Here is a 15,737-nt window from a genome sequence, read left to right on the forward strand (position 1 = left end):
AATATCGATTTTGATTAACAATTATCGTCACCTGATAGCTAACTCAATTTTCAATGAAATCACGCATTTTTCTCACTCTCTTGTGGTTATCGTTTAACGTGTACGCTGAAGTATTTCAATGTCAGCATGAAAATGGCAGCGTTGTATATCAAGGTATGCCATGTGAAAGTGAGCCCTGGCACCATGCTGCAGGCTCTGATCAAGACCTTGAAAAAGGGTTAACAGAGCTGGCAGAGATTTCAGGGCGAAGCAAACAAGCCTTAGGTCAACTTGGCGTAAGAAAAGCCATCGAGGCGCAATACGCCGAAGTCAGCATTAAAGCGTATCAATCTAGTCAACTGTTTGATTATCCAGCACAAGTCTGCGGTGGCCAAGTCGCGGCTCAATTAATGCAATTCCATCAAGTTGCCCAAAATGAAATTGCCCTCGGTAAACACTATTACCGTGATGGTATTAATGTCCGTATTGGGAAACAGCAGTTTCAGCACAGTGCACGCCAACTGACTGACTCTCTAAATCAAACATTGTTACAGCAACGCCAGCAATATCAATTGTTAGCACCCAATGAAATGCACAGCAAGTGCGTAGAAGAACAAACCGCGTTGGCTGAATTATTACGCCAGTCTACTTTTTGATGCTTTAAGAGTCTTTATTGCATTGCGAAGGCTCTTGTAGCACCTTCAGCAATAATAGGCTGCTGTCTTGATAACTGGCGTGACTGCTACGGCACAGTTGCGCTGCTGTATCGGTTAACTCACTGCCATTGCTGCGCGCCAGTGTAACTTGGCGGCACACTTCACTCTGGCTCACCCGGGTGTAAAACCCCGGGGTAGACATGACAAATACGTCGCCCGGTTGCGTGGCCAATGACTCGTATTGATAAGCACAACGATCTCGCGATCCCAAACTCTGGCTATGCTCTGTCGTTAACGGCGTTTGGCCTACAGGTATCCAATTTCCATCTCTAATTAATCCTATTTGGCAGTGACCTAAGTGAATAATGTGGGCTTGCCCTTGATGTAAAACCAGGCTGGAGAAATGCGTCGTGTAATGTCCTTTAACTGCGCCATAGCGAAATAGCCAGGTATTGAGAGCGGTGATCACGCGATCGATACTTTGTTCGACCGTCCAACTTTCGGGTGTATCTAAATAATCAGTGATAAAGTGCGTAGCACTTAATTGGCTGGCTTGTTGCCCTGCTAAATTATTATTGATGCCATCGGCTATGGTTGCAACAATCCCTTTATAGTGCTGGGTCCAAGACTTGGGTTTTATTGCAGCAAAAGCATTCATATTTAGGCCGCCTTTTTTGCCAAGAGAGAGCCCCGCTATTATTTCATTTTGTTGAGTGTGACCACAGGCCTTATCTAAGGCTGGGATATGGATAGTGCGCTGTGGTGGTTCTATTAATTGGTCAATAACACTGGTCATCTTTCTCTCCTGATGTGGACTGGCAGGTACGCGTTAGAGCAACGCAAATGAAACGCATTGAATCGCCACCATGCATCAAGTAACGCAAAGTTTGGGCCAGAAAGTTAGACATGGCTAAAAATAAATGATTGATGTGCTTAAGGCGCTAGGGAAGGGAGCGCAGCAGAAATTTTAAGTAACATAAATCGAGGGAACCTAATTCGATAGAGTTTGCTTGTGTGGCTATTGCACCGTTGCAGTGCTTTATTTAATTACTTGCTTGGTTGTAGCGCATTCAGCGCCAGTGGCGATCAACCTTCATATAAGCATCAATAATGGTAGCGATGTGCTGGTCATCGGCGTGTTGCATGCGATGATAATGTGCCAATAATCGTTGCTGATACTGTTCGCTTAAACGTTTGTCAGCTTGCCACAAGTGACAGCCAGTGTTGCTTATTGCTTTTTGGCTGGTGCCACTAACATATAGTAACTCGTAAAAACGACGATTTTCTTGCAATAACTGTTCTCGCTCTAAACCATAACCTTTTTGATTGAGCGCTTTGCGCAGTGGCCAAAGTTGGTGAACGGGGCACAATAAAAAATCTATATTCGAGCTTGGCGTTTTTGACAACATTTGATTAATCAAAGCAAGTGTATTGACGCCACCTACGCCAGCAATGATGACCAAGTGAGATTCAGCTGCAGAGAAAGAGATCTGACCAGCATCTTGGCAATGGGTATGCCAATGTGTGCTACTAGAGGCAAAGTGGTGCTCTAGCCGAAGCTGTAGCGATGTCATAATAGACGGCACTTGGTCGACAAAATGTAAATGGCATGCAGGAGAGCGATCCAATAAATTGATACCCACTTGACCGTGATCGCAACACATGTCCCAAATATGCTGATAGTGCTTTTGCTCTTGAGCCCGCCAAGCCATATCAACAATTTGCTGCAATCGTTTACCCATTTTTACCGTCACACTGCCTCCTCATTTCGGCCGCAGTGTATTACAACCTGATTATAAACCCAATAGCTGTCGAATATTTCGACAAATTTATCCCGTATCTGTGCTTTTTTTGACCTAACATGAAAAACAACTCACATTGATCTTGATCAACAATATTTAAAAAGTTTAAACTTTCAGAAATTTCTGAAAGTTCGTTAGGTGTCATATGGAAATCTCACCCAATATCCAAGCATTTGTTTTTCACTTCGGTGAAATGGGCAGCCGTTGGGGCTTTAATCGCACAGTAGGGCAAATGTACGCATTGCTGGTGGTGAATGAATCGCCGCTCTCTGCTAATGACTTAGCCAGTGCGCTCAACATTTCCCGTGGCAACGTTAGCATGGGACTAAAAGAGCTGCAGTCATGGCGTTTAGTGCAAGTCAGTCACATTCCAGGTGACAGAAAAGAATATTACCGCGTTACGGGCAGCATTTGGGACATGGCGAATACGATATTTGAAGAACGCAAAAAACGTGAGGTAGACCCAACGTTGTCTTTATTACGTACTAACTTATTAGTCTCGGCGAATAATCCGCAGGAAGAATACGCGCAGCAAAAGATGCAAGAAATACACGACTTGCTTGAGATGCTGACGCAATGGGCCGGTGAGCTGCAAAGGTTATCGCCAGAAAATCTCAGCGCGCTTATGAAATTGGGCGCGGGTGTGAGCAAAATGCTGTCGGTGAAAGAACAACTTTTTCCAAGCCAAACCAAAGCACAAGGTAACGACTTTGAACGCTAATGTGCTGTGCGGCGAAATGAGAACAAGAATTTTTGTTTAGGAGTAATCTCTCATGATTAATGAAACCCTGGTAGAGCTTTCGCGGTGGCAATTTGCCATTACCGCGCTCTATCACTTCTTATTTGTGCCATTGACCATAGGTATGACCTGGATCCTGTTTATTATGGAATCTGTTTACGTCATGACAGGGCGTGAAATATACCGTGATATGACCAAGTTTTGGGGCAAATTATTTGGTATCAATTTTGCCATTGGTGTTGCCACTGGTTTAACCATGGAATTTGAGTTTGGCACCAACTGGTCTTACTACTCGCATTATGTTGGCGATATTTTTGGCGCTCCGTTAGCCATAGAAGGCCTGATGGCCTTCTTTTTAGAGTCCACTTTCGTGGGCATGTTCTTTCTCGGTTGGGAGCGCTTAAGTAAACGTCAGCACCTTGCCGTGACCTTTTTAATGGCACTGGGCACCAACTTGTCGGCGCTGTGGATTTTGATTGCCAATGGCTGGATGCAAAACCCAGTAGGCAGTGAGTTTAATTACTTAACCATGCGCATGGAGATGACCAGCTTTGCCGAGTTAGTGTTTAACCCAGTGGCACAGGTTAAATTTATTCACACGGTAGCGGCAGGTTATGTTGCCGGCTCCATGTTTGTGATGAGCATTAGCAGTTATTACATCCTTAAAGGCCGGGATTTAGCGTTCGCGAAACGTTCATTTTCGGTGGCTGCCGGCTTTGGTCTCGCGTCCATTTGTTCTGTGTTGCTACTGGGAGACGAGTCGGGCTATGAGGTCGGTGAAGTGCAGCGAGTGAAACTGGCTGCCATTGAAGCTGAATATCATACCCAAGAAGCCCCCGCGTCTTTTACTTTGGTCGGTTTGCCTAATGATGAAACCATGGAAACCGAATACGCGATCAAGATCCCTTATCTAATGGGTATCATTGCAACGCGGTCACTTAATGAAGAGGTGACAGGTTTAAAAGATTTACAAAAAGAGCATGAAGTTCGTATTCGTAACGGCATGGTGGCATACGAATACTTGCAAAAACTGCGCTCTGGCGATGATACCCCGGAGAATGTGGCTCGTTTTGAAGAATTAAAGGTCGACCTCGGCTATGGCTTATTGCTTAAGCGTTATACCGCCAATGTTGTCGATGCAACCGAAGCGCAAATTCAAATGGCAGTGAAAGATTCAACGCCGCCTGCAGCGCCATTGTTTTGGGCCTTTAGGATAATGGTAGGCTGTGGCGTTGTTATGTTTGTGCTTTTTGTACTGGCGTTTTATTTCAATGCCAAACGAGTGATAGAGCAAAAACGTTGGTTACTCAAAGCCATTTTCTTTGCTTTACCCCTGCCTTGGATTGCGATTGAAACCGGTTGGTTTGTTGCTGAATTCGGGCGGCAGCCTTGGGCTATCAGTGAAGTGTTGCCGACGTTCCTTGGGGTATCGGATTTACAAGTTAACGACGTGATATTTACCATGGTGGCATTTCTGATTGTCTACAGCATTTTATTGACCATAGAAATGTGGTTAATGGTGAAGTTTGCACGCCTAGGGCCCAGCTCTTTGCACACAGGCCGTTACCATTTTGAGCAGGACTCAGCAGAGCCAACCCCTACACTTAGACAAGATGCCTACTAGGAGCCATTATGTTTGATTACGAAAACTTAAAACTGATTTGGTGGCTGATCATCGGCGTGTTAATGGTAGGTTTCGCTTTTACCGATGGCATGGACATGGGGGTAGGTGGTCTGCTGCCTTTTGTCGGTAAAACTGACAATGAACGTCGCGTAGTGATCAATACGGTAGGCGCCCATTGGGACGGTAACCAAGTGTGGTTTATTACCTTAGGGGGCGCGCTTTTTGCTGCTTGGCCTATGGTTTATGCCACGGCCTTTAGCGGCTTCTATTTTGCGATGATGTTGACTTTATTTGCGTTGTTTTTGCGTCCGCTTGGTTTTGATTACCGCAGCAAGATAGACAATAAGCAATGGCGAAATCGTTGGGACTGGGCGCTGTTTGTTGGCTCTATGGTACCGCCGTTAGTATTTGGTATTGCGTTTGGTAACTTGCTACAAGGCGTGCCATTTCAGTTTGATGAATTAATGCGGGTCAGTTATACCGGTTCATTCTTTGCCTTGTTTAACCCGTTCGCTTTACTTGCAGGAGTGTTAAGCGTCGCCATGGTACTCACCCACGGCAGTAGCTGGTTGGTAATGAGAACAGACAGTTTAGTCGCTGCCAGAGCGGCCAAAATTGGCCAAGTCACGGCTATAATCATGGTCGCCAGTTTTATCGCTTGTGGCTTCATGGTGGTATACAGCATAGATGGCTTTGTGGTCAGCAGCGGACTTGAGCCGGGCGGTATTGCAAATCCTACCTTGAAAACCGTGGCGACTGCGAATGGCGCTTGGCTGAACAACTTTAACACGATGCCGATCCTTTGGTTATTGCCTGGCTTAGGCATTGTGATGGCTTTATTGGCTGCATTGATGATTCGTTTAGGCAAGGGGGCGCTGGCATTTATCTGTAGTGGCTTAGCGGCTTCAGGCGTCATTTTAACGGCTGGCAGCGCGATGTTTCCATTTGTGATGCCTTCCAGTAGCGTTCCAAATCATAGCCTTACGATGTGGGACGCGGTATCCAGTGAATTAACATTAAAGCTGATGTTAGTGGCCGTTGTGGTATTACTGCCGGTGGTACTGGCATATACCATTTGGTGTTATTACCGCATGTGGCGCACCGTCACTGTGGCAGAAATTGACCAAAACAGTCATTCAGCGTATTAAGGAGTTTTTATGTGGTATTTCAGTTGGATTTTAGGCGTTTTATTGGCTTGTGCGTTCGGCGTCATAAATGTGATGTGGTACGAAATGGAGCAGCACGTGGACAACGTCGCTAAAGACCAAGATCCAGAGAACTAACAAAACATCGACCAGCTTCTATGCTTATAGAAGCTGGTTCCCCGCATTCCCGCTCAAATAGCCTATAGCACAGGTAAATTGGGCCCATCTCTTAGCGTTGAAAGTGAGGTTGACTTGAACCCCGGCGACTCAAGCGTTACAGCAGCAGAAAGTAAGCAATGGCTAAAGCAGCAAAAGCAACACAGTGAAGGTTTATTGAGTAAAGGCGTCGCTTTAGGTTGTTGCCACGGCATTTTAGTAATCGGACAGATGGCATTACTTGCACACATGCTTGACGGCGCCATTTTCAAACAGTGGGGGCTGCATGAACTCGCTGCCTATATGTGGGCCATGTTGGCTATCATCCTGGTGCGAGCGGCTTTGAGCTATGGCTCATCGAGATTATGCTATCGCGGCGCAGTGGCCATTAAGTATCAACTTCGTAAAGATTTATTGGCTAAGATATTTCATCTCGGGCCAAGTTTTGTGGCGCAAAAAGGGTCAGCAGAGAGTGCGCAATTACTGCATCAAGGCGTAGAGTCACTACAAGATTATTACGCGGGTTATTTGCCTGCTATTGCGTATTGCTCAGTGATCCCTCTGGCGATATTAGCCATTGTTATTCCCTTTGATTGGGGCGCGGCACTGATTTTTCTTTGCACTGCGCCTTTTATCCCGTTTTTTATGATAATGATTGGCAAAAAAGCAGAGGCGCTCAACCATCAACACTGGGCTAAGCTGCTTCGTATGAGCAGTCATTTTTTGGATATTATCCAAGGTTTAACCCAGCTAAAGATTTTTAACGCTTCACGGCAAGAGATTGCTGCCGTCGCCAGCATTAGCGACCAATATCGTCGCCAAACGATGAGCATTTTAAAAATCGCATTTTTATCGTCTTTTTTTCTTGAGTTTTTAGCTTCCGTCTCCATTGCACTTGTCGCTGTGATCATGGGGTTTCGCCTGTATTACGGCGAAGTGGACTATCTCTTAGCGCTCTGGGTTTTGCTACTGGCCCCAGAATTTTACCTACCGCTGAGAAACCTAGGCACTCAATATCACGCCAAAATGGCGGGAGTGAGTGCGGCACAAGATATGATTGCGCTCTATCAAGATGCAGCAGTATCTGAGCAAGCGCGAGAGTCTGAAATAACTAGCGGGCAGCCGGTCGGCAATGAAAATCAGGCAGGGCCTTTTAACGCGCCTTTTGATATTCACTTTGACGAGGTTTCTTTTGCATATGACAAGCGAGACAAAGCACTTGATAAGGTGACGCTGTCTTTTGACAATAAAGGCTTGCACGCCATTGTTGGTCCAAGTGGGGCGGGTAAGTCGACTTTAATCGAGACCTTAATGGGCTTTCATCAACCGCAACAAGGGCGAGTGCTTATTAATGGCGTTGCCCTTGAACAGGGCAACAGAGACGCTTGGCTTCAGCATTGCGGTTGGATAGCGCAACAAGGGCACATTTTTTACGGCGAGCTTGGTTTCAATGTCGCGCTTAGCGAACAATATAATCTCGCTAAAATCGAACAGGCGCTATGCCAAGCCGGTCTGGCTGAATGGGTTAAATCCCAGCCACTTGGGTTAAACACTCAAATAGGGGAAGCGGGAGCGGGCTTATCTGGAGGACAACGTCAAAGGTTGGCGTTAGCCAGAGCATTTTATCACCAACCTGATGTGTTAATTTTAGACGAACCCAGCAGTCATTTAGATAAAGACAGTGAAGCGGCTGTGTTACAAGCCATTAAGCGATACGCCGAGCATCATCTTGTGATCGTAATTGCCCAGCGCTTGCATACCGTTAGCCAAGCAGACTGCATTTATGTGATTCATCAAGGGAGATTACAACAACAAGGTAGCCATTCATTATTGTGTCAGCAACCCGGCCTATACCAACAAATGTTGCATGCGGGAGGTCGCCATGAATGAGTTTCTTAGGTTATGTGCCTTAATGCGGCCACAGTTAGGCTGGATGTTACTTGGTGCCTTAGTATCTTTGCTCAGTTTGTTGGCAAATATCAGCTTACTCGCAGTGTCGGGATGGTTTTTAACCATCATGGCCATGGCGGGGCTGACGGGGGCCAGCATTAATTACTTCACGCCCGGCGCCATTGTTAGGTTTTTGGCCATCGTCAGAACCGTTGGCAAATATGCCGAGCGATTAGTGACTCATCAGGCAACCTTCAAGGTAATAGCCCATTTAAGGGTGCATTTTTATCGCCAGTTAGAGCCCTTGATTCCTTATCATCAGCTGCAACTTCGCTCTGGTGATTTAATGTCAAGAATGCAGCAAGATATTGATCATATAGATAATTTCTATCTTAGAATATTGTTGCCTTTAACCTTAGCATTGATCAGCGTGCCTTTAGTTTGCAGCGCGGTGGCGTATTTTTCGCCGTTACTGGCACTCTGGGTGGCAGCAGCATTGTTGTTGCTTGGTCTGGGCATCCCGTTTCTTAGCTACCTTTGGTGCAAACGCAGTGCGGTGCAACAAGTTGCGCTAACAGCAACACTCAAGCTGCAATTGGTAGACAGTGTCAGCGCAATAAAAGAAGTGTTGGTATATCAACTCACTGGCAGTTATCAACAGCAAATTAATCGTGTCAGTCAGGAGCTATATCAAGTAGAGCTAGCCTTACATCGGCGACAAACCTTGTTTGAAAGCATGAGCTTCATTCTCATCAACATGATGGTGTTAATCAGCTTACTGATTACCGTACCTTTGGCGCAGCAAGGTCATTTAGCCCCCGAATATATCGCCAGTTTAGCGTTACTTATTTTGGTGTGTGTTGAGACAGTGTTGGCTTTGCCACTTGCGATGCAATTGTTGCCCGCCACTTTAGCCAGTGCTCGGCGATTGTTTGAAATTATGGATAAATCTGTCCCTCAAGAAAGTGAACACCCAGAAGGTTCGGCGGTTGAAAACGCTGTGCTAGGTGAGGTGGCATTCAAACGCGTCAGTTTTTCTTACCCTGATGCCAAAGAGCCGGTACTCAAGAATATCAACTTGAGTCTGCAACCTGGGGAAAAAGTGGCCATTATCGGTGCCAGCGGGGCGGGAAAATCGACCTTGGTAAACTTGCTGATGGGGTTCTGGCCTATTGAGCAAGGACAGTTAACGATTGCCGGTGTGCCAATCGCTAAGATAAAGGCGCAAGAGCTGCGTCAGTACACGGCATTAATGAGTCAATCAGGCCATGTTTTTAAGTCAACCATTGCCGATAACTTACGCTTAGCTCAGCCGAACATGACTGAGACTCAAATGCACAGTGCCCTTGATAGTGCAGGCTTAAAGGCGTGGATAGCATCTTTACCTGATGGCGTGAATACTTGGCTTGGTGAAACGGGGTCCGGTTTATCCGGTGGTCAAAAGCAGCGCCTTATGCTCGCGCAAGCGTTATTAAGAGAGAGCCATGTGCTGGTATTAGATGAACCCACTAAGGGGCTAGATCCCCTTACAGAGCAGAGCATAGTGAACAAGTTGTCACTGCATTTAGCGCGTACCCAACAAAGCTTAATCATGATCACGCACAAACCCGTAATGCTTCAGCAAATGGATAACATTGTTGTGATGGAGCAAGGACACATTGTCGCTCAGGGTAAACACGGTGATTTACTCGATAGCTGCGCCTATTACCAAGACTTACTGGATTATTTTTGATCCCAGCCTGCACAGGTTTAACAGTGCTTTGTTGCAGATATTGGCTTGAGCTTTACTTAGGTTTGCTTAGGGTTCAGTGATATTAGGCGCGTTTTAACCGGACAACGCGCATCACTTCAACGTCAAAGTTTGCCACTTTTTCTGCGTCCGGGTAATAAGTAATATTGACCCTGGCGCCTTTAAGGTTTTGATAAGCGTGTTTACGCTTAAATTTAAACGGGGCATCACAACCCTTAATCATCACAGTGTTAAGATGCCAATCTTCCAGCTCTCTTTGGGTGTGGCTAACGACTTTGACATCTTCGCTGTGGGTAAGCTTAGGGTGTTTATGCAACAGTTGATTGACAGCTTTTATTTGTTTCATCGCGACAATTAGTATAACTAAAGAAAGATAAGCTTAAAGCGCCGCTGATGAAATCGCAAGAGTAACGACAGAAGCACAAAAAAGCCACAAGTTACACTTGTGGCAAAATAAAGGGCATAGCAGTTAACTAAGGCAAGAGGGCTTACTTGCCTTAGCAGAGGGTTACTTCTTCATAGTGCGTTTACGCTGGTAGAATCCTAACCCGGCTAAAGCTAGGCCCCATAGCGCAATAGAGCTTGGCTCTGGGATGCTGTAAGTTACTTCACCGGTACCAGAACCTATAAAGCTTTGAGCGTTGCGTATGCCGTTAGCAGCCCCGACGGTTTGGAAGCTAAACGAAAACGTGATTGGCTCTAGCACAGGTGCATTTGGAAGAGGCATATTATCGGTACGTGTAGTGCCATTGGGCGCTCCTTCATCAAATACGCGCGCAGACAAGGCGGTAAATACTAATTCTGATTGACCTGTGTTAGAAACATTTAATACACCGGTTTGAATGGAGTCAATACCTAGGCCCCATTCTTTTTCACCTGTGCCAGGCTCTTCTGTTAGTATATCGAAGAAGCTGTACTCAGTGGCAATGTCATAACTCACGGAATCTCCCGGTGCGGGATCTCCATTGACTTGATTTTGATCTAGCACCATACGGAAATCTAACGCTAACCATTCACTGACGAACTCACCAAGTAATATGGTATAAAATCCGTCATCGTCTTTCGCAAACGCTTTATAACTAGAAACTGGGCTACCAAACTCATATTCACCGAAAGTAGAGTCAGCTTTATTATCTTGAGTTGTTGCGCCACCTGTTACATATTTACCTGCTACATCAGATGTATAGTCATATCCGCCGGGAAAGTCACCAGGGCTATATCCATCATTCTTAACGCCATCTCGTAATACGCCAAACGTCATTGACTGGCCCGTTGCGTCATCGAAGCCATCATTATCAGAATCTAGCAGACCTGGACGATTAGAATTTGGATAATTTGCAGGGTCAGTGTTTAAACCAACATCGTTGAATGTTTGCATGGGGTCATAGAAGAAGTTGACGCCGGTAAATTGCAGCATCACATCCCTTCCTGCTGAAGCAGAAAACGCGGTGGAGAGCAATGCTGCTGCAACTCCCGCTGTAATCAAACTTTTTGTATGCTTTTTCATTTTGTTGTCCTCGAAAATATGTTGCGTGTTCACATACCAAAACAACTAAATATGCTCAATATCAATAAAGCAATCTACATACCAATTTGACATTTATTTGTTAACCTAATAAAAACAAGCGCATAGCGTGTTATAGTGATAACTTGATCATTTATCTGTAAATTAAATCGACATAATGAATAAGTATTAGTTGATGAGTTTGTAAGTATTAATGCTTGCTAAGCCGGTGGGAACGTTCTCAATATCGGTATTATCCAGTTATTAAAATAATGGGTTGGATACTTTAGATCGGTTTAAGCGTATCTATTGATGGTTTGACTAAAGTTTAAGCGTTTATTTGCCACGCTGTTTGCTGCTGGTAGGTTTTAATTTGCAAATAAATCGATTAAAAATTAAAAGGTCATTATCTATTTGGTCTTGGATAAACAGAATAGGGCAATGTGTCAGGATATTTTACATCTGTTTTTACAACAATCTTTACAGCAACTTAGCGCCACTGATCCTGGTCTGACTGGCTTAGCCAATGGGGTTTGTATATGGCAAGCAGCGCAATAGACATGCCATTAAGCAAAGCTTCTGGAAAAATAGGCAAGGGCCACAAAGATAAAAAGTCTTGCCAGATAATATCAGTGGAGTAGTCACCCGTTACTAAGAAATAGCTGGCAGTGAATAAGTGCCTGGCGAGCATGCTAATGCCGCCGGCAAAAAAGCCACAGACAAAAACATAAATGAAGTAATTAGATGGGCAGTGCCTAAGATACAATGAATACACTGTTTGACTGATTAATACAGGTAAAGCAATACTGGCCAAAGCATGTAAGCCAATGTAGGCAAGAGGTTGCTCACCATGGCAGGCAAGCAAAATAAGGGTAGCCAAAGCACTGTACGCGGCTAAACGCCAACCAAGTAGTAATGTGAGTGTTGTTAATCCCAAAAAATGGATGTCTAAGCCCGGGTGTAACCCGGCTTTTAAGATCCAAAGGGGAATAAGGCAAATTGCAGCAAGCAAACATAAGTGTTGTTTGCGTTTATCACTTACTAACGAGGGAGACTGGCGAAATTTGAAAGACCATAAGGTTAGCACTAGAGCAATGACCATGGTTAGCCATTGCCAGGTAGTAAAAGAGTGGGTTACGGCTGTCCTTAGCTCGTCTGGCATATTGCGTTTGTGTCGTTATTAATCAGAATATGACGTTGTCGTGGTATTCACTTAGCACATCTTTGACCAAGTTCATCACATCACGTGATGGTGGATGTACGCCTTCTAATGGGTACTCTTCGCCCATGGCAATCCATTTGTGACGACCCAATTCATGGTAAGGCAGTAGCTCAATCTTTTCGATGTTTTTCATGTCTTTGATAAACTCGCCTAAATCTCTCGCAGATTGCTCATCGTCGGTATAACCGGGCACCACGACGTAGCGCAGCCAAGCGGTTTGGTTTCGCTCAGCTAAGTGTTTTGCAAACGCTAGGGTGTATTTATTACTGACGTGGGTAAGATCAATGTGACGATCATTGTGCATTTGTTTAATGTCAAGCATGACCAAATCGGAAACATCCAGCACTTCGTCTACAAGTGGATCGAGTTTACGGACAAAGCCATTGGTGTCCAAACAAGTATGAATGCCTTCTTTCTTCGCTTGGGTGAACAAGGCTTTTACAAAAGGTTGCTGTAACATCACTTCGCCACCGCTTGCGGTAATGCCACCGCCGCTCGCGTTCATAAAGTGACGGTATTGCACTAAGTCTTTCATTAATTCATCAACGGTGACCTCTTTGCCACCTTCTGTGTCCCAAGTATCACGGTTATGGCAATACTTACAACGCATTAAGCAACCTTGTGTAAAAACGATAAAGCGAATGCCTGGGCCATCGACCGTACCACAAGTTTCTACCGAATGGATACGGCCGGTTACTTGGTCGAAATCGATACCAACAGGGGGCTCGTTTTTAATATCAATAAGAGATTGTTCAGCGGTCATAGTGGCCTTATTACTGGATAGCTTTAAGTGGGCGTGTCTACCCTCAACAATAGCTTAATTCTAACGAAAATACTGCATGGGTAAAAGCTTTAAAAGGCAATTGTCGGTGCCTTTTAAAGCCGCTTTTCTAACCTAGAGATAAAAAAAAAGCCTTGCAAATGCAAGGCTTTATCAATAATCACTGCGACTTATAGTGAGCTTGTAAACGTACGTGTAATTACGTCGTTTTGTTGCTCTTTAGTCAAAGAGTTAAAGCGTACCGCGTAACCAGAAACACGAATGGTTAGTTGGGGATACTTGTCTGGGTTTTCCATCGCATCCAGCAGCATCTCGCGATTCATTACGTTCACGTTCAAGTGCTGACCGCCTTCTAAATCTGGCGTGTGCTTGAAGTAACCGTCCATTAAACCTGCAAGGTTTGAACGCTGTGAGTTATCATCTTTACCCAGCGCGTTAGGCACGATTGAGAAAGTATAAGAAATACCGTCTTGAGCGTACGCAAATGGCAATTTAGATACCGACGTAAGTGAAGCCACTGCGCCTTTCTCGTCACGGCCATGCATTGGGTTTGCACCTGGCGCAAATGGTGTACCAGCACGGCGACCGTCTGGCGTATTACCTGTTTTCTTACCGTATACCACGTTAGAAGTAATCGTCAGGATAGATTGCGTTGCACGTGCGTTACGGTACATAGGACGTGCTTTGATTTTCTTCATGAAGCTTTCAACAAGCTCACACGCAATGTCATCAACACGCGAATCATTGTTACCGAATTTAGGGTAATCGCCTTCAATTTCGAAATCTACCGCGATACCGTCTTCGTCACGAACTGGCTTCACTTTCGCGTATTTAATCGCCGCTAAAGAGTCCGCCGCAATTGAAAGACCTGCGATGCCACATGCCATTGTGCGTGATACGTCACGATCATGCAGCGCCATTAGGGCCGCTTCGTAACTGTACTTGTCGTGCATGTAGTGGATACAGTTCAACGATGTAACATATTGCTCTGCTAACCAATCCATAAAGTGATCAAGGTTGGCTGCCACTTCTTCGTAGTCCAGTACTTCTGCTGTAATCGCAGGAATAGACTTAGGACCTACTTGCATTTTTAGCTTCTCGTCTACACCACCGTTGATGGCGTAAAGCAATGTTTTAGCAAGGTTGGCACGTGCGCCGAAGAACTGCATTTGCTTACCAACAATCATTGGTGATACACAACACGCTATGGCGTAATCGTCATTGTCAAAGTCATCACGCATTAAGTCATCATTTTCATATTGAATTGAAGACGTGTCGATAGAAACTTTGGCACAGTATTCTTTAAAGTTAGACGGCAAGCTTTCAGACCATAAAACCGTAATGTTTGGCTCTGGTGAAGGTCCCATTGTGTACTGAGTATTCAAGAAACGGAATGCACTCTTAGTCACAAGAGTACGGCCGTCAGTACCCATACCACCGATAGACTCAGTCGCCCAGATAGGGTCGCCAGAGAACAATGTATCGTATTCCGGTGTACGTAAGAAACGCACCATACGCAGCTTCATTACTAAGTGATCAATCAGCTCTTGCGCTTCTACTTCGCTAATCTTGCCCGCTTGTAAATCACGTTCGATGTAAACGTCTAAGAAGGTCGCAGTACGACCAAATGACATCGCCGCGCCGTTTTGTGATTTAACTGCAGCTAGGTAGCCAAAGTAAGTCCACTGAATGGCTTCTTGAGCCGTTGTCGCAGGGTTTGAAATATCGTAGCCATATTTTTCGGCCATTTCTTTCATTTGACCAAGGGCACGGTATTGCTCGAAGATTTCTTCACGAAGTTTGATGGTATCTTCAAGTTGGTTACCAGCCACCAACTCCGCTTCTAGTGACTTATGCTGCTTCGCTTTGTCAGCCATCAGGAAGTCAATGCCGTAAAGTGCAACACGGCGGTAATCACCAATGATACGACCACGGCCGTAAGCGTCAGGTAGACCGGTTAATACACCAGACTTACGACATTTCATGATGTCGCCAGTGTAAACGTCAAACACGCCTTGGTTATGAGTTTTACGATAATCAGTGAAGATTTTCTTCACTGTAGGGTCTAGTTCGCGGTCGTAAGCAGCAATACCGCCTTCAACCATACGAATACCACCGTTAGGGATAATTGCACGCTTCAGTGGCGCTTCAGTTTGAAGGCCCACAATCGTTTCTAGGTCTTTGTTAACGTAACCCGCATCATGAGAAGTGATGGTAGAGATCACAGAAGTATCAAAGTCAACCGGCGCATGCGTGCGGTTTTCTTGCTTAATGCCTTCCATTACTTTTTCCCACAGTTTGTCTGTGGCATCAGTGGCACCGGCTAAGAAGCTATCATCACCTTCATATGGAGTGTAGTTCTTTTGAATGAAGTCACGAACATTGACTTCATTTTGCCATTCACCTGGGGTGAAACCATCCCAAGCTGCATTGTTTTGTTGTTCTGCCATAACGGTATTCCTACTGTATGATTATGAATCGAAACTGAA

The 15,737-nt window shown here is 45.1% G+C and carries 14 protein-coding genes; 7 read left to right on the forward strand and 7 right to left on the reverse strand.

The features are described from left to right. The first annotated feature begins 53 nt into the window (after positions 1-53). Complete coding sequence (locus D1Z90_RS08825; RefSeq protein WP_119910385.1) at positions 54-635, forward strand: hypothetical protein; 582 nt, start codon at positions 54-56, stop codon at positions 633-635. 4 nt (positions 636-639) lie between these two features. On the opposite strand, the gene D1Z90_RS08830 is transcribed toward D1Z90_RS08825, so the two are convergent. Both D1Z90_RS08830 and D1Z90_RS08835 read right to left on the reverse strand, forming a co-directional pair. Beyond that, a complete protein-coding gene (locus D1Z90_RS08830; RefSeq protein ID WP_119910386.1) occupies positions 640-1,431 on the reverse strand; it encodes a SpoIIE family protein phosphatase in 792 nt (263 codons plus the stop codon). A gap of 274 nt (positions 1,432-1,705) precedes the next feature. After that, positions 1,706-2,389 (reverse strand): tRNA (adenine(22)-N(1))-methyltransferase TrmK, encoded by a 684-nt coding sequence (locus D1Z90_RS08835; protein WP_119910387.1) that lies wholly within the window; start codon positions 2,387-2,389, stop codon positions 1,706-1,708. A gap of 193 nt (positions 2,390-2,582) precedes the next feature. On the opposite strand from D1Z90_RS08835, the gene D1Z90_RS08840 reads away from it, so the two are divergent. The 6 genes from D1Z90_RS08840 to cydC all read left to right on the forward strand — a co-directional run bounded on the left by D1Z90_RS08840 (position 2,583) and on the right by cydC (position 9,723). Beyond that, on the forward strand, positions 2,583-3,158 hold the full coding sequence (locus D1Z90_RS08840) for a GbsR/MarR family transcriptional regulator (protein WP_119910388.1): 576 nt from the start codon (positions 2,583-2,585) through the stop codon (positions 3,156-3,158). 52 nt (positions 3,159-3,210) lie between these two features. After that, entirely contained in the window at positions 3,211-4,800 is a 1,590-nt protein-coding gene (locus D1Z90_RS08845; RefSeq protein ID WP_119910389.1) for a cytochrome ubiquinol oxidase subunit I, read from the forward strand. Positions 4,801-4,808: 8 nt separating this feature from the next. Then, positions 4,809-5,948 carry a cytochrome d ubiquinol oxidase subunit II gene (gene cydB, locus D1Z90_RS08850; protein WP_119910390.1) on the forward strand — a complete coding sequence of 380 codons (1,140 nt, stop codon included), beginning with the start codon at positions 4,809-4,811 and terminating at the stop codon, positions 5,946-5,948. 9 nt (positions 5,949-5,957) lie between these two features. Then, positions 5,958-6,083, forward strand: a complete 126-nt coding sequence (gene cydX, locus D1Z90_RS08855; RefSeq protein WP_119910391.1) for a cytochrome bd-I oxidase subunit CydX — start codon at positions 5,958-5,960, stop codon at positions 6,081-6,083. Between the two features lie 78 nt (positions 6,084-6,161). Further along, complete coding sequence (gene cydD, locus D1Z90_RS08860) at positions 6,162-7,991, forward strand: thiol reductant ABC exporter subunit CydD (RefSeq protein ID WP_232525227.1); 1,830 nt, start codon at positions 6,162-6,164, stop codon at positions 7,989-7,991. Then, positions 7,984-9,723: a thiol reductant ABC exporter subunit CydC gene (gene cydC / locus D1Z90_RS08865; protein ID WP_119910392.1), complete on the forward strand. Its 1,740-nt coding sequence runs from the start codon at positions 7,984-7,986 to the stop codon at positions 9,721-9,723. The genes cydD and cydC overlap by 8 nt, the downstream gene beginning before the upstream one ends. A gap of 82 nt (positions 9,724-9,805) precedes the next feature. Here cydC and D1Z90_RS08870 read toward each other — a convergent pair whose 3' ends face one another. The 5 genes from D1Z90_RS08870 to pflB form a co-directional block, all read right to left on the reverse strand. Then, the gene (locus D1Z90_RS08870) at positions 9,806-10,087 is read right to left on the reverse strand and encodes a hypothetical protein (protein WP_119910393.1); all 282 of its coding nucleotides are present in this window, start codon (positions 10,085-10,087) and stop codon (positions 9,806-9,808) included. A 162-nt stretch (positions 10,088-10,249) separates the two neighbouring features. Beyond that, the gene (locus D1Z90_RS08875) at positions 10,250-11,248 is read right to left on the reverse strand and encodes a PEP-CTERM sorting domain-containing protein (RefSeq protein ID WP_119910394.1); all 999 of its coding nucleotides are present in this window, start codon (positions 11,246-11,248) and stop codon (positions 10,250-10,252) included. Between the two features lie 487 nt (positions 11,249-11,735). Next, positions 11,736-12,407 carry an energy-coupling factor ABC transporter permease gene (locus D1Z90_RS08880; protein WP_119910395.1) on the reverse strand — a complete coding sequence of 224 codons (672 nt, stop codon included), beginning with the start codon at positions 12,405-12,407 and terminating at the stop codon, positions 11,736-11,738. A gap of 22 nt (positions 12,408-12,429) precedes the next feature. Next, the gene (gene pflA / locus D1Z90_RS08885) at positions 12,430-13,230 is read right to left on the reverse strand and encodes a pyruvate formate lyase 1-activating protein (protein WP_119910396.1); all 801 of its coding nucleotides are present in this window, start codon (positions 13,228-13,230) and stop codon (positions 12,430-12,432) included. A gap of 188 nt (positions 13,231-13,418) precedes the next feature. Next, a complete protein-coding gene (gene pflB, locus D1Z90_RS08890; RefSeq protein ID WP_119910397.1) occupies positions 13,419-15,698 on the reverse strand; it encodes a formate C-acetyltransferase in 2,280 nt (759 codons plus the stop codon). Between the last annotated feature and the right edge of the window lie 39 nt (positions 15,699-15,737).

The sequence above is a fragment of the Motilimonas pumila genome (assembly GCF_003596335.1).
In the GTDB taxonomy this organism is placed as follows: domain Bacteria; phylum Pseudomonadota; class Gammaproteobacteria; order Enterobacterales; family CBDFNC01; genus Motilimonas; species Motilimonas pumila.